At 41.2% G+C, this 23,882-nt stretch carries 23 protein-coding genes; 9 read left to right on the plus strand and 14 right to left on the minus strand.

What is annotated here, in order from left to right:
* Nucleotides 1–20 precede the first annotated feature (20 nt).
* The 4 genes from M2135_RS09395 (at nt 21) to rpmA (ending at nt 2,691) form a co-directional block, all read left to right on the plus strand.
* Complete coding sequence (locus M2135_RS09395) at nt 21–1,181, plus strand: DUF362 domain-containing protein (protein WP_280748242.1); 1,161 nt, start codon at nt 21–23, stop codon at nt 1,179–1,181.
* A 2-nt stretch (nt 1,182–1,183) separates the two neighbouring features.
* The gene (locus tag M2135_RS09400) at nt 1,184–1,954 is read left to right on the plus strand and encodes a DUF6599 family protein (protein ID WP_280748243.1); all 771 of its coding nucleotides are present in this window, start codon (nt 1,184–1,186) and stop codon (nt 1,952–1,954) included.
* A gap of 140 nt (nt 1,955–2,094) precedes the next feature.
* Complete coding sequence (gene rplU / locus M2135_RS09405) at nt 2,095–2,412, plus strand: 50S ribosomal protein L21 (RefSeq protein ID WP_280748244.1); 318 nt, start codon at nt 2,095–2,097, stop codon at nt 2,410–2,412.
* Between the two features lie 21 nt (nt 2,413–2,433).
* Complete coding sequence (gene rpmA / locus M2135_RS09410) at nt 2,434–2,691, plus strand: 50S ribosomal protein L27 (RefSeq protein WP_280748245.1); 258 nt, start codon at nt 2,434–2,436, stop codon at nt 2,689–2,691.
* 107 nt (nt 2,692–2,798) lie between these two features.
* Here the strand turns inward: rpmA and M2135_RS09415 are convergent, their stop codons facing one another.
* Complete coding sequence (locus tag M2135_RS09415; RefSeq protein WP_280748246.1) at nt 2,799–3,095, minus strand: hypothetical protein; 297 nt, start codon at nt 3,093–3,095, stop codon at nt 2,799–2,801.
* A gap of 173 nt (nt 3,096–3,268) precedes the next feature.
* On the opposite strand from M2135_RS09415, the gene M2135_RS09420 reads away from it, so the two are divergent.
* Nucleotides 3,269–3,790 carry an NlpC/P60 family protein gene (locus tag M2135_RS09420; RefSeq protein ID WP_280748247.1) on the plus strand — a complete coding sequence of 174 codons (522 nt, stop codon included), beginning with the start codon at nt 3,269–3,271 and terminating at the stop codon, nt 3,788–3,790.
* A gap of 88 nt (nt 3,791–3,878) precedes the next feature.
* On the plus strand, nt 3,879–5,150 hold the full coding sequence (serS, locus tag M2135_RS09425; protein ID WP_280748248.1) for a serine--tRNA ligase: 1,272 nt from the start codon (nt 3,879–3,881) through the stop codon (nt 5,148–5,150).
* A 74-nt stretch (nt 5,151–5,224) separates the two neighbouring features.
* Here serS and M2135_RS09430 read toward each other — a convergent pair whose 3' ends face one another.
* From M2135_RS09430 to M2135_RS09440, 3 genes are all read right to left on the minus strand, one after another.
* Entirely contained in the window at nt 5,225–6,202 is a 978-nt protein-coding gene (locus tag M2135_RS09430) for a dihydroorotate dehydrogenase-like protein (RefSeq protein ID WP_280748249.1), read from the minus strand.
* 85 nt (nt 6,203–6,287) lie between these two features.
* Complete coding sequence (locus M2135_RS09435) at nt 6,288–6,956, minus strand: YggS family pyridoxal phosphate-dependent enzyme (protein WP_280748250.1); 669 nt, start codon at nt 6,954–6,956, stop codon at nt 6,288–6,290.
* Between the two features lie 16 nt (nt 6,957–6,972).
* A complete protein-coding gene (locus M2135_RS09440; RefSeq protein WP_280748251.1) occupies nt 6,973–7,476 on the minus strand; it encodes a DUF4494 domain-containing protein in 504 nt (167 codons plus the stop codon).
* 184 nt (nt 7,477–7,660) lie between these two features.
* On the opposite strand from M2135_RS09440, the gene M2135_RS09445 reads away from it, so the two are divergent.
* The gene (locus M2135_RS09445) at nt 7,661–7,927 is read left to right on the plus strand and encodes a hypothetical protein (protein WP_280748252.1); all 267 of its coding nucleotides are present in this window, start codon (nt 7,661–7,663) and stop codon (nt 7,925–7,927) included.
* 86 nt (nt 7,928–8,013) lie between these two features.
* On the opposite strand, the gene ndk is transcribed toward M2135_RS09445, so the two are convergent.
* Together ndk and M2135_RS09455 are read right to left on the minus strand one after the other, a co-directional pair.
* On the minus strand, nt 8,014–8,475 hold the full coding sequence (gene ndk, locus M2135_RS09450; protein ID WP_280748253.1) for a nucleoside-diphosphate kinase: 462 nt from the start codon (nt 8,473–8,475) through the stop codon (nt 8,014–8,016).
* Between the two features lie 382 nt (nt 8,476–8,857).
* The gene (locus M2135_RS09455) at nt 8,858–10,141 is read right to left on the minus strand and encodes a DNA recombination protein RmuC (RefSeq protein WP_280748254.1); all 1,284 of its coding nucleotides are present in this window, start codon (nt 10,139–10,141) and stop codon (nt 8,858–8,860) included.
* 310 nt (nt 10,142–10,451) lie between these two features.
* Here M2135_RS09455 and M2135_RS09460 point away from each other — a divergent pair, with 310 nt between their 5' ends.
* Nucleotides 10,452–11,735, plus strand: coding sequence for an MATE family efflux transporter (locus M2135_RS09460; RefSeq protein WP_280748255.1), 1,284 nt, complete (start codon nt 10,452–10,454; stop codon nt 11,733–11,735).
* Nucleotides 11,736–11,802: 67 nt separating this feature from the next.
* Here the strand turns inward: M2135_RS09460 and M2135_RS09465 are convergent, their stop codons facing one another.
* The 8 genes from M2135_RS09465 to M2135_RS09500 all read right to left on the minus strand — a co-directional run bounded on the left by M2135_RS09465 (nt 11,803) and on the right by M2135_RS09500 (nt 22,128).
* The gene (locus M2135_RS09465) at nt 11,803–13,512 is read right to left on the minus strand and encodes an acyl-CoA dehydrogenase family protein (protein ID WP_280748256.1); all 1,710 of its coding nucleotides are present in this window, start codon (nt 13,510–13,512) and stop codon (nt 11,803–11,805) included.
* A gap of 2 nt (nt 13,513–13,514) precedes the next feature.
* Nucleotides 13,515–14,534 carry an electron transfer flavoprotein subunit alpha/FixB family protein gene (locus M2135_RS09470; protein ID WP_280748257.1) on the minus strand — a complete coding sequence of 340 codons (1,020 nt, stop codon included), beginning with the start codon at nt 14,532–14,534 and terminating at the stop codon, nt 13,515–13,517.
* 1 nt (nt 14,535) lies between these two features.
* Complete coding sequence (locus M2135_RS09475) at nt 14,536–15,408, minus strand: electron transfer flavoprotein subunit beta/FixA family protein (protein ID WP_280748258.1); 873 nt, start codon at nt 15,406–15,408, stop codon at nt 14,536–14,538.
* A gap of 147 nt (nt 15,409–15,555) precedes the next feature.
* A complete protein-coding gene (locus tag M2135_RS09480; protein WP_280748259.1) occupies nt 15,556–16,941 on the minus strand; it encodes an MFS transporter in 1,386 nt (461 codons plus the stop codon).
* Nucleotides 16,942–17,074: 133 nt separating this feature from the next.
* A complete protein-coding gene (gcvP, locus tag M2135_RS09485) occupies nt 17,075–19,930 on the minus strand; it encodes an aminomethyl-transferring glycine dehydrogenase (RefSeq protein WP_280748260.1) in 2,856 nt (951 codons plus the stop codon).
* 11 nt (nt 19,931–19,941) lie between these two features.
* Nucleotides 19,942–20,580 carry an MBL fold metallo-hydrolase gene (locus M2135_RS09490; protein WP_280748261.1) on the minus strand — a complete coding sequence of 213 codons (639 nt, stop codon included), beginning with the start codon at nt 20,578–20,580 and terminating at the stop codon, nt 19,942–19,944.
* Nucleotides 20,577–21,197, minus strand: coding sequence for a 16S rRNA (guanine(527)-N(7))-methyltransferase RsmG (rsmG, locus tag M2135_RS09495; protein WP_348537112.1), 621 nt, complete (start codon nt 21,195–21,197; stop codon nt 20,577–20,579). Before rsmG ends, M2135_RS09490 begins: the two co-directional genes overlap by 4 nt.
* 76 nt (nt 21,198–21,273) lie before the next feature.
* Nucleotides 21,274–22,128 (minus strand): DUF3298 and DUF4163 domain-containing protein, encoded by an 855-nt coding sequence (locus M2135_RS09500; RefSeq protein WP_280748263.1) that lies wholly within the window; start codon nt 22,126–22,128, stop codon nt 21,274–21,276.
* 534 nt (nt 22,129–22,662) lie between these two features.
* On the opposite strand from M2135_RS09500, the gene M2135_RS09505 reads away from it, so the two are divergent.
* On the plus strand, nt 22,663–23,820 hold the full coding sequence (locus M2135_RS09505) for a 6-bladed beta-propeller (RefSeq protein ID WP_280748264.1): 1,158 nt from the start codon (nt 22,663–22,665) through the stop codon (nt 23,818–23,820).
* The last annotated feature ends 62 nt before the right edge of the window (nt 23,821–23,882 follow it).

Here is a 23,882-nt window from a genome sequence, read left to right on the forward strand (position 1 = left end):
TAATCTCTAATAACGAAATCATGAAAAGACGCAATTTTTTCCGTTCGATCGCAGCCAGTGGAGTAGGGGCAGTACTCTCGCCAGTCGTAAAAGCTGCTCCGGCACCAACCGTTACACAGACCCGTAAAAAACCGGAAACCAATATCGCTACCGCTAAAGCGATTCCCAGAACGATCAATTCCATGCCGGGGAAATATCCGGGTAAAGTGGTCAAAGTGACAAATCCCGATTGTATCGTCGATGGTAAACCTTCGGAAACGGTTGCGTATGAAATGATCAAACAATGCCTGTTGCACCTGACGGGTGAGACGGATCTGAAAAAAGCGTGGCGCCAATTTGTCGGGCCGGAGGATATCATCGGTTTGAAAGTAAACCCGATCGGAGGTCGGTTGTTGTCGACTACCCATGCTGTCACAAAATCGGTGGTTCGGCAATTGGAAGAAGCCGGTATTTCAAGAAGTAAGATTGTTATTTGGGACCGACGTCAGGAAGGATTGGACGATGCGGATTTTAATGCGACAAACTACCCCGGAGTGCAGTTTATGTCGACCGAATGTTATGATGAGAATAAGAGTTATATCAGTCCGGAAGGGCGTTTTTACAGTGAAGAGTGGATTGATAAAGAGCAATTTTATTATGCCGATGTAGAAGGTGAATATGATGCTTACACATTGCCTTATATGGTGAACGGAGGTAAGAATTCCTATTTCACGAAGATTTGTACCGAAAAAGTGACTAAGATTATCAATTTACCGGTGGTTAAGAATGCCGGAACATCGGTAACCATCTGTATGAAAAACCTGGCATTCGGCGCAATCACCAATACCGGGCGTTTGCATCAGGATCTATGGCATGATACCTGTGCCCATGCGTGTGCATTTCCTCCACTGCGGGATAAGGTGGTACTGAATATAGCCGATGGATTGTATGGCTGTTTTGATGGTGGGCCGGCTGCTAATCCACAGTTTATCTGTCGATACAATACCATTTTGGCTGGTACCGACCCTGTCGCTGTCGACCGTATCGGATATGATATTGTTTTAGCCAAACGCATCGAAGAGGGAATCCAACGCGAAGAGCGTCCCGGATCTCGTACCTTTATGGAAATGGCTGAAGAACTCCAGTTAGGAATAGAAAAACGGGATAAGATTGAACTGATTGATCTAAATCTAAACAGTTGATTATGAAAAAAATCTTTGTTTTCTGTTTTTTATTCACCCTCTTTTCTTCCCAATTCTCAATTGTCTATTGTCAATTGTCCATTACCCGCGAACGCACGTTCACGGGTGCCGGTCTGTATGGTTTTATGAACGGTGGAGCCGATCAGTTTCTGGAGTATGGCGTGACATCGTTAGTGACCCGGGATGTGGTTTTCAATGAGGAACCGTTTACGATCGATATTTATGAGATGCCGACAGCGGAAGATGCCTACGGTATTTATTCTATCCACGTATTCAGGTGTCAACGAGCCGATACGTTGGAGTGTATCAATTGTTTGTCTCCGTTTCAGTATCAAGCGGTGATTGATAATAAATATGTTTCGGTTGTTTTTCCTTCCGGTTCATCCAGAGGACGTGTGTTGGCTGATGAGTTAATTACCCATTATCTACCGACAGGGAAGGAACATAATCCTGTATTTCCAGAAATGTTGGATCTGCAAACTCCTTATTCCGGAGTATTGAAATATTTAAGGGGCTCGTTGTCGGTATCGACAGCAAGCCGTTCATTGACCTCCTTATTGAAGGAGTATTCTTATACAGGTGTTTGGTTCTATGCCGATAAAGGGTCGGATGATTATTATGCATTGATCTATTTTAAGGATAAGGAACAGATAATCCGGTTTAAAACAGAATTCACGGAGTTGGAGATACTAAAAGAAGGAAATGATTTTCTTTATTTTAAAGGGATGGAGTTGATGGATGATACGCCCGACTTCGGTCCTTTTGGTTTTTGATGTAAAAAAGTTGTAGGAAAGTTTGCACAAAAGATTCAGAAACAGTAATTTTGCACACTGAAATTCTGCAGAGGGTCAATAAGAGGAGTCGGTGACGACACCCACCCCCGGGACATAACCTGTTTAAATAGTAAAGACAGATGTACGTAATCGTAGAAATTAACGGGCAACAGTTTAAGGCTGAACAAGGAAAAAAATTATTTGTTCACCACATTCAGAACGCAGAAAGCGGTGCTGTTGTTGAGTTTGAAAAAGTGTTGTTGGTTGACAATAACGGAGCAGTAACAGTAGGTTTGCCTACGGTTGAAGGCGCAAAAGTAGTATGTGAAGTACTTTCGCCGCTTGTAAAAGGGGATAAGGTGTTGATCTTCCACAAAAAGAGAAGAAAAGGACATCGTAAGTTGAACGGTCACCGTCAACAGTTCACCGAAGTAAGTGTAAAAGAAATTATTGCTTAACGTTTAAAGGAGAAAAAAGAAATGGCACATAAAAAAGGTGTAGGTAGTTCGAAGAACGGTCGTGAATCGGAAAGTAAACGATTAGGCGTGAAGTTATTTGGTGGTGAAGTCGCTAAAGCGGGAAATATCATTGTACGCCAGAGAGGAACAAGACATCATGCAGGTCAGAATGTAGGGATCGGTAAAGATCATACATTGTATGCACTGGTTGATGGTGTGGTTGTTTTCCGTAAAGGAAAAGAAGACAGATCTTATGTTTCTATAGAAGCGAAAGCATAAATATTTGCTGAAAAAATAAAAAAAGGCTATCCTATTTGGGATAGCCTTTTTTAGTATTCCGTAAGATGTTCTAAAAGTAGGTGGCTACTTTGAGATGTCTTCTTTTTTTATACCGCTAATAGATCAGAGAATCCGACCAATCCTCCGAGTGCAGCAATAAATGAGGATAAGAACATCATTGAGAGTACTATTCCGATGACCATCCACAATAAAACCGCTTTAGCGAAGTTCGCTTTAGTGGCTGTTGTTCCTCCTCCGAATGCCCAAACGAACAGCATAATGAAATTCAGAAAAGGAATACAAAGAAGCAATAGGGTAATTATCCATTCGCCTAAGCTGATCTCTTTTGAAGTTGGAGCAGGTGCAGACGTTGGACTTTCTGTTGTAGTCATAATTTCTTCCATAATAAAACGATTTAAAGAGTTTATTTTGTAGCTATAATACAAACCGAATACAATATCAAGTTTACTTGAATGATGCCGAGGCGCAGTTTATATTCTGTAAATATAGGAAAAGTTAAGAAGTATATTGTAGAACTCTTTTATCTTTGTTGAAGAAACAGCTAAGGGAATTATAGATGAAAACTCGATATTTACTTTATATCTTCGTTGTGTTGTGTCTGTTATCTGCTTGTGGAAGTAAACAGCGTGTTGTTTTACCCGCAGATTTTAAAGGACCTAACGAATTATCTCGTTTATATGGCATTAAAATAACCCCCTCTGATAATATCTATCTCTACAATGAAGGAGCCAAATGGTTGGGAACCCCTCACCGTATGGGTGGGAATACCCGGAAAGGAGTCGACTGTTCCGGCTTTGTGGTTATAATGTATCAACAAATCTATCATAAAAAATTATCGCGCTCTTCTGCCGATATATTGAAAAAGGATTGTAAAAGAGTCAGCCGATCCCGTCTGCAAGAGGGCGATCTGGTTTTCTTCCGGACAGGAGGAGGCTCGAAGAAAGTCCCGAATCATGTCGGTATTTATCTTAAAAACGGCCGTTTTATCCATACCAGTACTTCAAAAGGTGTGATGGTCAGTAGCCTGAGTGAACCTTATTTCACCCGAGCGTGGATCACGGGTGGAAGAGTGAAATGATTTTCAATTGTCCATTGAAAAAGTTGGCTGAGCCAACTTTTTCCCTACCTTTGTGCCACAAAATCAATAATTATTTAGATCCGATTGTATGTTGACACTAAAGGTAATAACGGAGAATAAAGAAGAAGTTATTCGCCGATTGGCTAAAAAGCATTTTGATGCGAAAGAAGTGATAGAAGAAGTCATCGAATTAGATAAAGTCAGACGAAACAGTCAGACAGAACTGGATGGTAATTTGGCCGAACTGAATAAGATTTCCAAATCGATCGGATTATTGATGAAAGAGGGTCGGAAAGAAGAAGCTGAAGCCGCTCGTGTCCAAGTAGCCAAAATCAAAGAACAAAACAAGACTTTGGAGGATGCAAGATCTACTGCCGAATATCGTATGCAGGAGTTATTGGTGCAAATGCCTAATCTTCCGCACGATTCTGTACCGGAAGGAAAAGTAGCTGAAGACAATGTGATTGAAAAAACAGGAGGTGTTATTCCTGAGTTAGGTGATGATGCTTTACCCCATTGGGAATTAGCAAAGAAATATGATTTAATCGATTTTGAATTAGGCGTAAAGATTACCGGTGCCGGTTTCCCAGTATATAAAGGTTATGGTGCCCGGTTGCAGCGTGCGTTGATTAATTTCTTTCTGGATAATGCCCGTGAAGCCGGTTATCTGGAAGTACAACCTCCCTATGTGGTCAATGCGGATTCAGGATATGGCACAGGCCAGTTGCCAGACAAAGAGGGTCAGATGTATCATGCAACCGAAGATAATTTGTATCTGATACCAACGGCAGAAGTACCTGTGACCAATATTTACCGGGATGTTATCCTGAATGAATCTGATTTCCCGGTTAAGAATACGGCTTATTCAGCCTGTTTCCGTCGTGAGGCCGGTTCGTATGGAAAAGATGTACGTGGATTGAACCGGTTGCATCAGTTTGATAAAGTAGAAATTGTCCGTATTGATAAACCGGAACATTCTTATCAGTCTTTACAAGAGATGGTAGATTATGTGCAGTCACTGGTAGATAAATTGGAACTACCCTGGCGTATACTTCGTTTGTGTGGAGGAGATATGAGTTTTACTTCGGCTCTGACATTTGACTTTGAAGTATATTCTGTTGCTCAGCAACGTTGGCTGGAAGTAAGTTCCGTATCTAATTTTGAAAGCTATCAAGCGAATCGTTTAAAATGCCGTTACCGTGATGATAGTAAGAAAACCCAGTTGTGTCATACACTAAACGGTAGTGCACTTGCTTTACCGCGTATTGTCGCAGCCTTATTGGAAAATAATCAGACACCGGAAGGTATTCGTATACCGAAAGCGTTAGTTCCTTATACGGGTTTTGATATGATAAAATAGAACTACGAATAATAAAAAAAGGAGTCAATGAGGATATTTCTCTTTGACTCCTTTTTATTTTGTCCTTTTTAATTTTAATCTCTACTCGAAAAGTACTTCATAAACTGTGAACGTTCATACATGGCCGGATTCTGTATGTTGGCGTAATTCAGTTTTCCTCTGAAGTCAGCAAGTGATTGATAATTAGCTTGCGTCATCCACTCTTCCATACAGGTTAGTATCTGTGAAATAATGGTACCTCCGGAGGTATATAAAGCGCTGCACATTTGAACGGCAGATGCTCCGGCAAGTAGACATTTGATAACATCTTCCCAGTCATGTATACCGGTAGAAGAAGCGATATGGATATCCGGAATCAGCCCGGAGACGATGGCTGTCCAGCGAAGTGTATCGCTTAAGTCTGAATGACTGCTGAATACATTGCCAGAGACGAGTTGCATCGTATTAATATCGATATCCGACTGATAAAAACGATTGAATAATACAACACCGTCGGCTCCGTTTACTTTCAATGTATTGACTATTGCCGGTATATTATTGAATAGTTTACCGATTTTAATAATTACCGGTATAGAAATTGTCTGTTTAACTTTTCGGATGATATCAACATATAACAGACGAACCGCATCATAATTATCTGTCAGTCCGGTCTCCATGATATGGATATTCAACTCTAATGCGTCTGCACCGGCTATTTCAATCTGACGGGCAAAATCGATCCATGCATCTGCTTTGTAACAATTAATACTGGCTATAATAGGAATCGTACAGTGTGCTTTTGTTTTTTTGATCAATTCCAGGTAATCAGTGACTTCATTGGCCTTTACATATTCCCGGATATAATCCTCTGCATTGGGATAGTCGGAACTATGTCCTAATCGTTCGCTTTTCATCTCGATTTGCTCTTCAAAAAGCGATTTTAAGACAATGGCTCCCGCACCGGCTTTTTCAAATTCCTTATTTCGTTCCGGATTTCGTGTAAGACCAGAACTTCCGACTATAATAGGATTGCGTAGTTTCAAACCCGCATATTGGGTGGTTATATCAATCATGTCCGATTTAGTTTAGTTCAACGCGACAAAGGTAAAGATTTATTCCATTAAGCCTCTTTTTGCATGAGTTAAAATGGTTAAAGGGTCAATAGTGTCTTTCTCCGAAAATATGGCTTCCCACACGGATCATCGTACTGCCTTCCTGTATGGCAATCGGATAGTCATGACTCATGCCCATGGATAATTCCGTAAAATAAGCTGTATGACTGAAATAAGTCTCTTTCATTTCAACAAACAGTGCGTGTAGTTGTTTAAATTCTTTTTCGATCAACAGCTCATCTTCGGTGTATGTAGCCATACCCATCAACCCGCAAATTTGAACATTCGGATAATCATTCAGTGTGAGATGTTGCAATAATTCACGGCACTCATCAGGGGAGAGACCATGTTTGGTCTCTTCTTGTGCAACATATATTTCGAGCAGTATGCGCACGACACGGTGGTGTTTGGCCGCTTGTTTATCGATCTCTTCCAGCAACCTTAACGAGTCGACGCTATGGATCATATCAATGAAGGGGATGATCTCTTTGACTTTATTGCGTTGTAATGTCCCGATAAAATGCCATTCGATATCGTTGGGTAATAGCTTCTGTTTGGCGGTTAGTTCCTGTGCACGACTCTCACCAAATATACGTTGACCGGCGTAATAGGCTTCCATCACAGCGTCTGCCGGATGAAATTTGGATACGGCAACAAGCGTCACCTCTTGGGGAAGCGACGCTTTGAGTGTATGTATACGTTGGGCTATATTCATCGTGTGTAGGTTTGACTTATACAATGTCTTCTTCAGATCGTTGACGGTGTGTTGCGATCAGTTCTTCTTCCGATTTGACGGCTGGAACTTTACTGGCGTCGAATGGGAAAACGTCGATCAGAGCGGTTTCGTTTACAGAAGCGATCGTATAATCGGCCAATGTTCCTTTCATTCCCTCTTCTAAAACGTCGATAGCTCCTTTCAGGGTAGAGGCTTGAGCCAGCATCTGTGCGGCTGTTTTTTTCTCTGCTCCACTTTTCTCATCCAAAGTAATAAAATAAACCTTTATTTTATAAAAACGATCACCTGTCTCATTGAAAAACAATTCCGAAAAACGGGCACGTTTGATATCGGCTATCGTGAACTCTCCCGAGATAAATGGCCGGATTTCTTCTATAATTCTGGCTTCAGCCTCGGTGAAAGAGAGGGCATCTACCAAATAAGGTTCCGTGACTTTTTTCTGCATTCCATTCTCCATGATTTTTTCAAAAGAGACTTTACATTCAAACCAATTGTGCATATCAATACTTTTTTTTATTGTTTTATAATAATATATTTTCGATAGATAAAAGATTGATTATTAGACGGAATGTTTATGATATACCTGTCTGATAATCCGACGCAAAGATACAATTTTATATGATGGTTAGGCTTGAAAAATTTATTTTTCTATCTTTGCAGCATAACCTAATAAACAAATCAATATGGCAAGAAGGAAAGGACAGACAATGACCGAAGAGCAGAAAGCAGCTATGCGTGCTAGACGTCAGGCGAGAAAAACAGGAAAAGAGACAGCCTATACCCGCACTTTAGAGAACCTGAAACTTTTATCTTTTGATGAACTCGAAGGGGTTATTGCTTTTGCGCATCGCTACAAAAAGGATCAAATGGCAAAAGAGGAACTCAAACTGATTAAAGCAAAAGAAGAAATTGATTTGAAGCTGAAAGCACTTAAAAACTTAGAGCTATAATCTTTTAAAAAGAAGATGCTCCAAAAGTCATAAAATTTTTGATCTCGTTATAAATTGTAAGCAATTACCCCTCACGGGGTAACTGTTTACAACTCATCTTCCGCATATATGGATGAACGGTTTTTCAACGAATAATCGTAGATCTCTTTTTCGTCAAAGAAACGTTTCAATTCACTCTCAGCCGTTTCCGGACTATCGGAAGTATGAATGATATTCTCCTGTACACTCATACTGTAATCCCCACGGATCGTTCCCGGAGCAGCATTTCGACTATTGGTTGTTCCGGCCATACTTCGCACGACCTGTATCGCCTCGACCCCTTCCCAACAACAGACTATAACGGGGCATACCCGCATGGAATCCTTAACCTGTTGGAAAAACGGTTTCTCTTTTAAATGACCGTAATGTTCGCTCAGGAGCTCATCTGTCAACCAGACCATTTTCATTCCGGCAAGTTGTAATCCTTTTTCCTCAAAACGGGAAATGACTTTACCGATCATACCTCTCTGGATAGTCCCGGGTTTTAAAATGACGAGTGTCTTTTCCATATGATAAATTGTATATGTGTATACTTGAATAAAGCGCGATGCAAATTAACAAGAAAATCGGATGGAAAATGGTACTTATCTTTAGAGAATTCGCATGGATGTATTCAAACGTTTTTTATTTGCCTTTCGGTTTCGATTTTTCGAGGTAGAGTACACACTCTTTTATCTATATGATCTATCTTTTTTCTCTGGGTCTGTTCGTACTAAGATCCGAAGAATTAATCGTCTACCAATTGGTAGACGATAGTGACACAGTTGGTAGACGGAAGTGCACCAACTGGTAGACGAAAAGGAACCAACCGGTAGACGATTAACTTTTCAGGGGAAAAAAGGAGATCACCTTGATCAAAGAGGGAGCTCTTTTGCATGTTTTTCGGAAGGGTTACTCTTCTGTTTTTTCGTTGGGTTCATCCTCTTCGGCTAATAGGCCGATTTCGGGGAGTATGGCGCGTGCTTCATGTGCGCTCAATGTATCGACGTCTTTTAATTTGCGTTGGATCGCACGGGTACGTGTGCCAAGCACCTCTTCGATCTGTCCGCTGGCGGTCTGCAGGTTTTTTTGTGCTTTTTCGAGCATGCCGCCCATTTTTTCAAATTCTTTTTTGACAGCACCTAAGATGTGCCATACTTCACCGGAATGTTTCTGAATGGCCAATGTACGAAAGCCCATTTGCAGACTGTTGAGGATGGCTGCCAGGGTGGTGGGGCCGGTAACGACGATTTTATGTGTCCGTTGTAACTCTTCCATTAAAGCGGAACGACGAATCACTTCGGCATAAATGCTTTCAAAAGGAAGGAATAAAATGGCGAAATCGGTGGTTGCTGGCGGATTCAGGTATTTTTCGGAAATATCTTTAGCCATTTTCTTGACGGTTGTTTCCAATAGTTTGCCGGCCGCTTCTATGGCTGCCGTATCTCCGCTGTCGTAGGCATCGAGTAACTGTTCGTACACATCTTTGGGGAATTTGGCATCGATCGGTAGATAGACAAACTCATGAAAATCATCTCTTCCGGGTAGTTTGACAGCAAATTCGACCACTGAATCCGATTTTTTGTTGGTATGCACATTGGCTTCGTATTGTTCGGGGGCAAGTAGCTGTTCCAAAAGCATACTCAATTGTATCTCTCCGATATTTCCTCGTGTTTTCACATTGCTGAGTACGCGTTTTAACCCGCCTACATCTTGGGCGAGTGTTTGCATTTCGCCTAATCCTTTTTGTACCCCCTCAAGTTGTTCGGAGACTAAGCGGAAAGATTGACTGATTCGTTCATTTAACGTTTTTTGCAATTTCTCATCTACAGTCACACGAATTTCTTCCAACCGTTTTTCGGTGTTTTCGATCAGTTTTTGTTGGCGATCATCCAGTTTGTCGAACTTTTCGCGTTGCAATTCATTGAAAGAAGTAATCCCTCTGTCAAAGGTTTCCCGAAATTCGTTTAAAGAACGAGCCAGATCTTCGCGATTATCTTTACCGATAGTACGTGTCTCTTCCCGGTTTAAGCGAAAATCTTCCCTGAAATTGTTTTCGATCCGGTCGAACATTTTCTGAACGTCCAATAGCCACTGTTCAAGGGATTTGTTTTTGTTGTTGTTTCGCGTTATTACAATATGTACAGCTTGAAAAACAAGGCTTACAATTAACAATGTTATGATGATCCAATCCATGTTTCGTCGATTTTGACTCCAAAGATAATAGAATATAAGTAGGTTTCAATCAATTAAAAGAAGTTAAAAGCAGAAACATTTCCATCTATATCTTTGGAAGATACAAGGAAATATTTCTATATTTGTGACACATTTGGAACAGTAAGTAGTTCTAATTAGTGATAATAATTCATAGCATATTGTACGGTTAGACCGTATATATATAAAAAATTATTGTTTTTCATTGGTTAAAGTTAAGGGTTAGTGTAGAAGGTCGTTAGATGTGAATCTCGCGACCTTCATTTTTTTTAATCATTCCATACGCTTGAACATGAATCAAAAAATACTTCGGTTGGCAATACCTGCTATTATTTCGAATATTACTGTGCCTTTGTTGGGTTTAATCGATGTGGCCATTGTTGGTCATCTGGGTGCAGCTTCTTATATCGGTGCTATTGCGGTCGGCGGTATGCTCTTTTCTATCATTTACTGGTTGTTTGGTTTTTTGCGTATGGGCACCAGTGGTTTTACGGCTCAGGCTTATGGGGAGAACAATTTGAATGAAGTTGTACGTTCACTCCTCAGGGCGACGGGTGTTGGATTTATTATAGCATGTGGCTTGTTATTCTTGCAATATCCTATTTATAAGATTGCCTTTTTTTTCATTGAAGCCAGCGATGAGGTCAGGGAGTTAGCCATCATTTATTTTCGGATATGTATATGGGGTGCTCCGGCGGTATTGGGGTTGTATGCCTTTACCGGATGGTTTATTGGGATGCAGAATTCTCGTTATCCGATGATTATTGCTATCACACAGAATATCGTTAATATAGTGGTTAGCCTTTGTTTTGTATTTGGCTTGGGGATGAAAGTGGAAGGGGTAGCCTGGGGTACTCTGATCGCTCAATATACAGGCCTGTTTATGGCGATCTTTATGTATATGCGTCATTATAGTCATTTGCGTGAACGGTTGATTTTGGAGGGAACATTCACCAAAGAAGCGATGAGACGTTTCTTTGGGGTGAACAGTGATATTTTTTTCCGGACATTATGTTTGGTCGCTGTGACCACCTTTTTTACCTCCGTAGGGGCGCGGCAAGGAGATGTTGTATTAGCTGTTAATACCTTATTAATGCAGTTGTTCACTCTGTTCTCTTATTTTATGGATGGATTTGCTTATGCCGGAGAGGCTTTGGCCGGACTTTATACCGGCGCTAAAAACAAAAAGTCTTTAAATCAAATGGTCAGGTTATTGTTTGTCTGGGGAGTAGGTCTGGCGCTTTTATTTACCTTACTGTATGGAGTAGGGGGAAAGTCTTTTTTGGGGGTATTGACCAATGACGTGTCTGTTATAGCGGAATCAGGGAAATACTATTATTGGGTATTGGCTATACCGTTGGCCGGTTTTGCCGCTTTTTTGTGGGATGGTATTTTTATTGGTATGACAGCGACTCGGAAAATGCTTTATGCGATGTTGATCGCATCCGGTAGTTTTTTTATACTGTTTTATCTGTTTTATCCGGTTTTGGGTAATCATGCGTTGTGGCTGGCATTTTTAACTTATCTGTTTATGCGTGGGGTGATACAGAGTGTATTGGCTAAAACAATTTGGTAGACAACATAAAAAAAACCTCTTTCTGCCGACAGCAAAAAGAGGTTTTTGATATTCAATGTCTATGTATTTATGCTTGTACTTTGAAGTAGCCTAAAGCGCCACAGTCGAAATTCGTGATATACGAATAATGTTTATGGACTTCAGCTTCTCCATACGTGATATACACTTCGGCTGAACGACGGAATGTTTCATCTTTGTTGGTATCTTGTAATAGAAGATATCCGAAAATACAATGAGCAGCCGACTCTACCAAACGACGGGCATGGAAATCGATCAGTTCATTGTTTTTTGTTTCGGTAACCATCTGTACCATCTCTTCATATTTAGCAGTCATATCCATCAGTCTCTGTTTTAACAGATCCAGTTCGGGCTTATAGTCCAGACTTTCGTATATACGAATCTGATTGAGATAAGTCCCTGTCGTGACGTGGCGGATTGCTGCAACCACCTGTAGTTGGGTGGTTCCTTCATAGATATTGGTGATACGTGCGTCACGGTAAATCCGTTCACAGGCATAGTCCTTCATAAAACCGGAACCTCCATGAATCTGAATCGCATCATAGGCATTTTGATTGGCATATTCCGAGGTCATCCCTTTGCCCATAGGCGTGAAAGCATCGGCTAATTTGCTGAATGTTTTCATTTCCTGACGTTCTTCGGGTTCAAGTTTTCGCTCGCGGGAGATATCTTCCAAAGCTTTATATATATCGACAAAACGTGCCGTTTCATAAAGCATGGCACGTGAGGCGTCTGCTTTGGCACGCATCAGTGACACCATTTCGTAAACAGCAGGGAATTCAATGATGGCTTTTCCAAACTGTTTGCGTTCTAAAGCATAAGCATAACCTTCACGGTAAGCCGCTTCACAGATACCGACCGACTGAGCCATAATACCTAAACGTGCACCGTTCATTAAAGCCATAACGTATTTGATTAATCCCAACTTACGTTCGCCACAAAGTTCTGCTTTTGCATTTTTATAAACCAGTTCACAAGTCGGTGATCCTTTGATCCCCATTTTATTTTCGATACGACGCACATCGACGCCACCATTTTTTTTGTCATAGATAAACATAGAAAGACCGCGACCATCGCGTGTGCCTTCTTCCGAACGAGCCAATACCAGGTGGATATCTGCATCACCATTGGTGATAAAACGTTTTACACCGTTCAGATACCAGCAATTGTCTTTTTCGTTAAACGTTGCTTTCAGCATAACAGATTGTAAATCTGATCCGGCATCCGGTTCGGTCAAGTCCATCGACATGGTTTCTCCTCCGCATACGCGTGGAATATAACGTTGGTGTTGATCTTCATTGCCAAACTCATAGAGGGTTTCGGCGCAATCCTGTAATCCCCAAAGGTTCTCAAAACCGGCATCAGCGCGTGAGACCATATCTGCAGCCATAATATAGGGCACGATCGGGAAATTCAAACCATTATATCGGCGCGGCATAGCCATACCCATTAATCCGGCTTTGCGCACGGCGTCCAGGTTCCGTTGTGTTCCGGAAGCATACGTTACTCTTCCGTTAGATACGGTTGGTCCCTCATGATCCACTTCTTCTGCATTAGGCGCTATGATTTCATCACATATCTCACCAACAATCTCCAATACTTTTTCATAACTGTCCATCGCGTCTTCAAAATCGATGGGCGCGTAATCGAATTTATCTTTGTCGGTGTAATTGCGCTCTTTTAATTCTACAATCCGCTTCATTAACGGATGGTGAAGATGATGTTTGTATCCTGGAGTATCTAAAAAATAGTTAGCCATAATTACTTCGTGTTTTTCTTGTAGTATTTAATCATTTTGGGAATAACCTCTTCAACCGTACCGGTAATTACATAATCGGCGATCGTGTTGATCGGAGCGTTCGGATCATTGTTGATAGAGATGATGATCGAACTTTCCTGCATTCCTGCAATGTGCTGAATTTGCCCTGAGATACCACAGGCAATATAGAGTTTCGGACGGACAGTGACACCTGTTTGTCCGATCTGACGTTCATGTTCGGTAAAACCGGCATCTACCGCTGCGCGCGAACCACCAACTTCTCCACCGATAACTGTGGCCAGATCATGAAGTAATTGGAAATTTTCACGTGAGCCTACTCCATAACCACCAGCGACGATGATCGGAGAGCCTTTGATATTGGTTTTACTTTTTTCAATTTGGCGGTCGATCACGGAAACGACGAAATCAGCGTCACTAACGAATTGAGAAACATCGTGTTTTTTTGTTTCACCTGTATAGTTTGCATCAGCCATCTCTTTTTTCATCACCCCTTCACGGACAGTCGCCATTTGTGGGCGGCATTCCGGATTGATGATGGTTGCCACGATGTTTCCACCAAATGCGGGGCGAATCTGATAAAGTAGGTTTTTATAGACTTTATTCTCTTTTTTCTCCTCGTGATCACCAATTTCAAGAGAAGTACAGTCTGCTGTTAATCCGCTACCTAATGCCGAGGAGACGCGTGGCCCTAAGTCACGACCGATACTTGTTGCGCCCATTAAGGCTATTTGCGGTTTTTCTATCTCAAACAGTTTGATTAAAACCGAAGTATGAGGCAATGAGGTGTATGGATATAATCGTTTATCATCAAAAAGGTGAAGCATATCAACCCCGTAAGGAAAAACTTGTGAACCGATACCTTCCAGTTGATGACCGACAGCAACAGCTTCGAGTTTACATCCCAGCGTATTGGCTAACGAACGTCCTTTTGTAAGCAATTCGAGGCTTATATCGGCAACAATGCCGTCTTCTATTTCGCAGTATACAAATAAATTATTCATGTTATCCAATGGTATGATTCAAAATTAATTCTCTCATCAACCCTTCGATTGCATCGTCGGTTGGTTCAAGTGTCATATTCTCTTTGGCCTGGAAGATGACATTTTCGATCTTCTTCACTTTCGTTGGCGAACCGGAAAGACCACACAATTTTGTGTCGGCATTGACATCTTCCACACTCCATTCCTGTAGGTTAAGATATGGGCGCTTGTCATATATTTCGATATAATCGATATCGGCTTCTTGTCTTTCCGTTACTGTTTTTGCATGTTTGTATTTCTGAATAAATACGGCATTACGTGGGCGACAAGCAGGAGCAGAACCGTTGATAGTAACTACCAGTGGTAATTTTCCCTCTACGGTTTCGACACCTCTTTCCAAACGACGTTTGACTGTGATTTTACCGTTTTCAATTTTTTGAATTTCTTCGGCGTATGTCACTTGGCTTAATCCTAATTTTTCGGCTACCTGTGGACCTACTTGTGCTGTATCTCCATCAATTGCCTGGCGTCCGCAAATAATCAGATCGTATGCTTTTATTTTTTGGATAGCCATGGATATGGCATAAGAAGTGGCCAATGTATCGGCTCCGGCAAAAGCACGGTCGGTTAGTAAATACCCACCGTCAGCTCCGCGATACATACCTTCACGGATAATTTCAGCGGCACGTCCCGGTCCCATTGTTAACAAAGTAACTGTTGTTCCAGGATAAGCATCTTTCAGACGAAGAGCCTGTTCCAATGCATTCAGGTCTTCCGGATTGAAGATAGCAGGGAGAGCGGCACGGTTGACTGTTCCGTCGGCTTTCATTGCATCCTTTCCCACATTACGTGTGTCCGGCACCTGTTTTGCTAAAACAATAATTTTAAAACTCATATATTTATTTTTTATGATAGTTAGAAATTAGGTTGTTTTTCATTTAGTCGCGTGCAAAAATAATCAAACATTCTTTAAATCAAAGAAGATTTGAGAGGTTTATGCACACTTTAGAGTTTTTTGAGCATTTCAATAGGTGGATAGGTCTCAGGCTTTTGTTTGTTTGGCATCCACTCTTTTTACAACCACTCCGTAGATGATCAGTGCAAAAGCCGAAATAAGTGCTATTGCTCCAAAATAATACCAGATATAATGGGCATGAACACTGGCGGCTGCCCATTCGGCATGCGAGTTGAACAAGGTCGGTTCCGGACAATATTTATTTAATAAATACCCCGAAAGCCCAAAGCCGAAAATAGAAGAAAGAAAGGAGTGTAAATGGCTAAAACCTAAATATAAACCTTCTTCTCCTTTTGGTGCTTGCAAAGAAAAATACTCCAGAAAACGAGGTGAGATAAATGTTTCGGCCAATCCCTGAAATACAATTCCTATTACCATCATAAAAGCAACGGGGTGCATGGTCAGTATAGTCTGATTGCTATCCAATACATTACCATAGGCCATGCAAAGTGCAGAGATCGGCATGATAAACATACCGACGGTCATTGAACTGAGGGCTGTCCGTTTACTCATGAGTTGTGTCACCAGATTTACGGTCAATACCACCACCAATGGATTCACATTGGCATACCAGGAAGGAGAAGCTCCTTCACCGGCTAAACGTAAGACATATTTAGGCATAGTGGCATATAGTTGATGCTGAACCATCCAGAATCCGGTAATGATAAGTATCAATGCGATCAAACGGCCATTGGTACAAACTTTGAGCAAAGCCTGCCATATTTGACGAAAACTTTTACCTTCTCCACTATGTTGACTGCTTTTATAAAAGAACCAAACAGCAAAGAGGGCGATTAAAGTCATGGTGGCAGAGAAGTAATTCAAGGTAATCAATCCCTCATTTCCCATCGCTTCACGTAAAGGTTTTACAATTGTTTTTCCGGAAAACGCTCCGATATTAACCATGGAATAGAATATGGAGAAACCTTTGGCTCGGTTTTCCGGTGTCGTTTCTTTAGCAACCGTTCCGGAGATAACACTTTTGATAAATGATCCTCCGATAACGATCAGTGCCATAATCGGAAGAATACCATAACGCCAGTTGCTTTCCAATAAACCTGTAAAATGGGTCGTCATACTGTATTCCACCAAACCGGCAGATTCCAATATAGTAGGAAATAAGCCTAAACCGGCATATCCCAATGTTAAAAGCGAAAAAGCGAGTAACATGGAATTACGGAAACCGATTTTATCGGCCAATGCCCCTGCAAAAGTCGGTAAAAGATAAAGACAGGCAGAAAAAATACCGGCTATAGCCGCAGCTTGAATATCATTAAAACCTAATATTCTACTCAGGTAGAGTGTAATAACAATAAAAACACCATAGTATGCGGCTCTTTCACATAATTCGACGATGTTGGCTACCCAAAACGCTTTGCTGAATTTGGTTTTCTCTTTTTTTGTTGTGTTCATGGTATATAAATGTAATTTGCTTTTTATTAAAAAGGCACAAATACAAGCGGAAGAGAAAATGAGCGCGCTTTGTATTTGTGCCGTACTAATTTATGTCTGTTGATAGACGATCTTCATCGTATTCGACCCGGATTTAGATTTCACATGCTCCACAAATGGTCGGAATCAGGTTCCGGTCGCCATAGGCATTGTCGACTCGTGCCACATTGATCCAGAATTTGCCATCATGCAGCCACTCTAACGGGAAAGCCGCTTTACTACGTGGATATATATGATTCCATTCATCAGCAATCACTTCATATTCGGGATGAGGTGCATTTTTCAATACGTTGTCTATTTTGTCGGCAGTACCGTTTTCAACCTCTTTGATCTCTTTCCAGATACATTCCAACACTTCGACAAAACGATCCAATTCAGCTTTACTTTCACTTTCTGTCGGTTCGACCATCAAGGTACCATGTACAGGGAAAGAAAGGGTAGGCGCATGGTATCCGAAATCCATCAGACGTTTGGCGATATCACTTTCGTCAATACCTGATGACTCTTTTATATTCCGGCATTCAAGAATCAGTTCGTGTCCTACACGACCGGTTGTTCCGGTATAAACGATTCCGTAGCTGTCTTTCAATTTTGCTGCCAGATAATTGGCATTCAGTATCGCAATTTTTGTAGCACATGTCAATCCTTCAGCACCTAATAGACGTATGTAAGCATAGGTGATAGAAGCTATACCGGCGCTACCGTAAGGAGCAGCAGATACCGTATTGATATCACTTCCCCATACGACCGGATGCGAAGGCAGGAAGGGTACTAAATGTGCTGCCACGCAGATCGGGCCAATACCTGGACCACCCCCCCCATGAGGAGAGGCAAATGTTTTATGTAAATTCAAATGGCACACATCGGCGCCGATAGTACCCGGATTGGTTAATCCGACTTGCGCGTTCATATTGGCACCATCCATATATACTTGTCCGCCATATTGATGTACTATATCACACATCTCTTTGATATCTGCTTCGAAGATACCGTGCGTAGATGGGTAAGTAATCATCGTAGCGGCCAGTTGTGTTTTATTAGCTTCCGCTTTTTCACGGAAGTCCGCCATATCGATATTTCCTTTTTCGTCGGTCTTGACCGTAACGGTTGAGTATCCGGCCTGAATGGCACTGGCCGGATTTGTTCCATGCGCCGATGCAGGTAGTAACACAATATTGCGGTGACCTTGCCCGATACTTTCCAGATAACTTCTGATCACACGCAATCCAGCATATTCGCCAGCAGCTCCCGAATTTGGTTGTAAACTTACGCCCTTGAATCCAGTGATCTCAGCCAGATAGGCACACAGATTTTCGATCATCTCTTTATACCCTTCCGTCTGTTCTTCCGGTGCATACGGATGGATATTTTGAAATTCGGGACGACTTAACGGAAGCATCTCAGACGCTGCATTCAGTTTCATCGTACATGATCCCAGTGATATCATCGATTGTGCGAGTGAAATATCCCGACGTCCCAAACGGGTAATATATCGCATCAATTCCGTTTCGGTATGATATTTCTTAAATACATCCTGTTGCATAAAATTAGAAGTACGGGCAAAAGTCTGCTCAAAATAAACCTTTTGAGGGATAGACTCCTCCAACATATACTCTTTTCCGGCAGCACCTCCGAAGATATATAATAATACGCCGATATCAGTCAGCTGAGTCGTCTCATCAAGACTTATACCTATTTGACCTCCTTCGAAATAGCGTAGGTTGACCTTACATTCCAGTGCAATCTCACGTAATGCATTGATTGAAACGTGCGGAGGAAGTTCGATCAACAATGTATCGAAATAGTTTTTGTTTAGTTGTTTATAACCTAATTTTTCCAATTCCCCGGCCAGGAATCCAGCGGCAGAATGGATACGGTTTGCAATGTTTTTCAACCCTTCTGCTCCGTGATATACGGCATAGAAGCCTGACATAGAAGCCAAAAGCGCTTGGGCGGTACATATGTTTGAGGTCGCCTTTTCGCGTTTAATATGCTGTTCGCGGGTTTGTAAAGCCAACCGGTATGCCGGATGTCCGTAAGCATCTTTTGAAATGCCGATAATACGCCCTGGGATAGCCCGTTTATATTCCTCTTTAGTCGCAAAATAAGCGGCAGACGGCCCTCCGTAAAACATCGGGATACCAAACCGCTGACTGCTACCGAATACCACATCCGCTCCCCATTCTCCCGGAGGAGTCAGTAGTACCAGACTCATCAGATCGGCGGCGACAGCTACTTTGCTTTCATTCGCATGTGCTTTTTCCACAAATGTTCTATAATCTTCCACCGCACCGTTTGCATTCGGATATTGAATAATAGCAGCAAATACATCCGGAGTGAATGTAAATTTCTTATAGTCGCCAACAACGACCTTTATCCCTTGCGGAATCATTCGGGTATGGATAACAGCAAGCGTCGATTCGAATACCTGTTCGTCAACAAATACTGTATTGGCTTCTGCTTTTATCTGTGTACGGCTACGGCTTCCATGAAACATGGTGATCGCTTCCGCAGCAGCAGTCGCTTCATCCAGTAGCGATGAATTTGTGAGCGGCAATGCAGTCAGTTCGCTAACCATGGTTTGGAAGTTTAATAATGCTTCCAGGCGACCTTGTGAAATCTCAGCTTGATAGGGCGTGTATGAAGTATACCATACCGGGTTTTCAAAGACGTTGCGTTGGATAGGAGCAGGGCATACCGTATCATACCAACCCATACCGATATAGGAGGTAAATATTTCATTTTTGGAAGCCAGTTCGGCTATATGTTCGGCAAACTCACGCTCGGTCATTGCTTCCGGCAGATTCATCTCTTCTTTTAAACGGATATTTGCCGGAATAGTCTGATCGATCAGTTCATCCAGGGTTTTGACGCCTACAGCCTGTAGCATAGAGGGGATATCTTCCTCTGTAATACCTACATGGCGATTTACAAATTTATTTGTGTCCATAACGTATAATTTTATAAAAAAGGATTATTCATTTTTTCGTTGAAGATTGTCGATGTCGGTCCGTGACCGGGGTATATAATCGTTTCATCCGGCAAAGAGAGCAATTTTTCCTGAATAGCTGTTATTAATACCTCCTGATTGCCTCCCCATAGATCTGTGCGCCCGATACTCCCTGCAAATAAAGCATCACCTGTAAACAGATATCCGTTCTCTTTATTGTAGAAGACCAGACTGCCAGGAGAATGTCCGGGAACAAGCAGTGTTGTGAGTTCGGAATGCCCGAATTTGATTGTATCTCCACCGACAAGATAGTTGGTGACAGGGACATTTTTCAGGGTAATCGGCAATCCGAATAATTGAGCCTGTTGTTCCGGTGAAGGCAATCCTTCTGTTTCTGTTTTGTGCGCTTCCGGCGATAGACCGTATGTCCGGTACACATATTCGTTACCCAGAATATGATCCAAGTGCAGATGTGTACATAGATACCGTTTAATCGTCAGCTTTTCCTGTGCGACAAAATCGCTTAACCTTTTTTCTTCTTCCGGCGTCACACAGCCACAATCGATCAACACCGCTTCCCGTGTTTCATCATACAATAGATAGGTGTTTTCCATAAAGAAATTCACCTCAAATGTTTGAACAGTTATCATAACGGCACGTATACCACTTTTTTAGTTTCAAAATAGGGTTCTTTGAAATGATCTTGCAGTTCGATGCTGACCGCTTTATTCCGAAAAGGCAGTATCTCATGTTGTAATTCACCGCCCTTCAGGCATATTAACCCGTTGGGTAATGCATTCAGTTGCTCTTTCCGAATATTCTTTTTAACGATCTTGACCAGATCGCTCAGGGGCATGACAGCACGACTTACAACAAAATCAAAAAGTTGTTTTTCTTCTTCTCCTCTGCAATGACGGAAAGTGACATTTTTTAATTGGATCGCATCAGCTACAGCCTGTGCGACTTTTATTTTTTTTCCGATACTATCGATCAGATGAAAACGAACTTCGGGATAAAGTATCGCCAAGGGAATGCCGGGAAACCCTCCTCCGGTACCCAGATCCATAACCGATGAACCCTCTTTAAATTTCAACATATATACTATCCCTAACGAGTGTAGTATATGATGAAGGTAGAGGTTTTCGATATCTTTGCGGGAGATGACATTGATTTTGGAATTCCAGTCGGCATATAAGTCATATAAAGCCGTAAATTGCTTGATCTGCTCTATTGTTAAGTCCGGAAAATAGGCGTTTATAAGCGACAGTTGATCCTTGACAACTGACCCGGTTTCCGGTGATTGATTGGCGTGATTCATCGTTTATATCTGGCTTCGTCCTGTTTTAGTTGATTAAGTGTGATATCGGACTCTCTTCCCGCAGTAGGTGAAGGATCTCTTTATAAGAGAGCTTAACGTTGGTTACTCCAACCACATAGGCTGCGATTTCATATTCATTGAACGAGTAGGTGATCCCTTCATGATCGACCAGAAAGTTGCCATTCGGATATATCTCGTCGATACTAAAGAACCCCATATCTTCAAGTTCTTTGGCGGTTGTCGCTTCATTCTGCCGCGCAATTTGATCAACCAATAACTGCGCCAATGCATCTTGAAAGCCATCGATGAAAATATTTTCTTCGGTCAGATCGTCGCCTGTTTTCAGATTGATCACATGATTCATAAAAGAGTGTGCACCATGTGCTCCACCGGTATAATTTTCAAAATAAACGGTATAGCTTAAAATATCGTTTTGATTATAGACAATCTCGTTGTTCGACATTTCATAATACGAGAACCATCCTCCGACAGGAGATTCCTCTGATGCGTTTTTCAGTTCGTCCTGATAATCATTTTCCAGGTCTTTATAGGCTGTCAGATAATCTTCGGTATACTGTGATACGGCTTGCTGAGGTGATAACGATTCATATCCTTCTCCTAAATAAGCCAACAGGAAACTTTCCTGTATTTTCTTCAGAATCTCTTTGTTGGTATATTGATTCGGATAGATGAATTTAATTTGTAGGTTACAGTTCGGATTCTGCGGATTGTCAAGTAAATGATATGTTTTTTCTACTGTAATGGAGTCGAATCGAATATCATTTTCAGTGTTGGTTTTGGTTCCCGGCCGACAGCTTGTTATGGCTATGCCCATAATAAGTAAAACGACTAAGAAGCCTTTGTGTAGCTGCGTTTTCATCTTAATATCTCTTTAATAATTAGACTTTGCAAATGTACGTCATAATATCTTATAAACAAATGACGGGTGATATGTTTAAGAGATATCACTTTTTTCATTCAGATCGTCTACCTGTTTTATCTGATTACTCTGGCTGTTTTTTCTGCGAGGGTTAATCGTCTAACAGTTGGTAGACGATAGTGCACCAACTGTTAGACGAAAGTGCACCAATTGGTAGACGAAAAGGCACCAATTGGTAGACGATTAATTGATCCGCAAAATTTGTGAGGTGATACGGACGGTTGGAGGAGAGGAATGAAGGCTTTAAGGTAAAGGGTTGTATCTGATGTTTGTATTTGAACACATACGACATAGAAATCCAATTGAACCGATGATTGTTATTCACTTTTTTATTGGAGTTTTAAAATGTATTTGTACTATAGCTGAATAATAAATCGTTGATAAATTTGCCTATTACGAAAATATCGTTATTTTTGCTCCGAAACGGTTTGTGATTTTATAACAGAATATAGAACCTGTAAAATTTATTAGAAAATGAAAAACATGATTACACGATTGGTTATTATCCTATTCATAACGGCAGGATGTGTAGGATGCAAGCATCCTGATGCTTCCGAAGGTTTTTTTACAATTGATGTTACGGCAACATATCCTAAGAAAGAACTTATTCTACAGGATTTTCTGGATGTGGAATATATTGTGTTGGAAACGAATGATGAGTTTCTTTGCGAAGGTATACCATTGGCTATAGGTAATGAAATCATAATGACGAGAAATATTTCCGGAAATAGAGATCTATTTCTCTTTGATAGAAACGGCAAAGGAATAAAAAAGATAAATCGCTTTGGAGAAAGTGCTGAAGAATATATATTTAGTCATAATAGCTTTCTGGATGAAGAAAATAGTGAAATATTTATTTGCGATAGAAAAATACTAGTCTATGATCTGCAAGGCAACTTTAAACGATCTTTCGACAAAAAGGAAGATGCTAGTTTACAGGATTTAGCTAACTTTGATGGAGAGAGTTTTATCTGGTGGAACTCAGCCTTCAATTTTGATATTGATGAGAGAGCCGTAGAAATGCCATCGTTTTTTATTACATCCAAACAAGATGGGAGTACGTTGAAGGAAATAGAGATTCCGATAGAAAAAAGAAAAACACCAGTGATTATGTGGCGTGAAGGCGATATGATTTATGCTATAGGTACTAACAATAAGACAATAATCCCTTACAAAGATGAAATGATATTTACAGAGGCTTCGTCGGACACTGTTTACCGGTATACACACGACCACAAACTGATTCCCTTTTTAGCCCGGACTCCTTCTCTGCAATCGATGGATCCGGAAGTATATCTTTTTCCGGGAGTGATTACCGATCGTTACTGTTTTATGGAATTAAAAACAAAAAAACGAGATTATCCAGACACAAGTTTGGTTCTTGATAGGCTAACGGGGGAAACATTCCGTTCTGCCGTATATAATGGGGATTATTCGAACAAAGAGCGTGTACTGATGTATTCATTAGGAAGAAATGGAAATCCCAACATTGCTTTTTGCCAAAAAATAGATGCCCATCTCCTTGTCAGCGCTTACGAAAAAGATCAATTGAAAGGTGAATTAAAGGAGATTGCCGCAACATTGAACGAAGAATCCAATCCGGTGATTATGTTGGTAAAGTATAAAAACTAAAAGTAACATTTAATAGGAATGCCAGTGATTTTGTCGAAACTGTTCGTAAAATAGCTGAAGAA

The sequence above is a fragment of the Parabacteroides sp. PF5-9 genome (assembly GCF_029893105.1).
Classification (GTDB): domain Bacteria; phylum Bacteroidota; class Bacteroidia; order Bacteroidales; family Tannerellaceae; genus JARXWG01.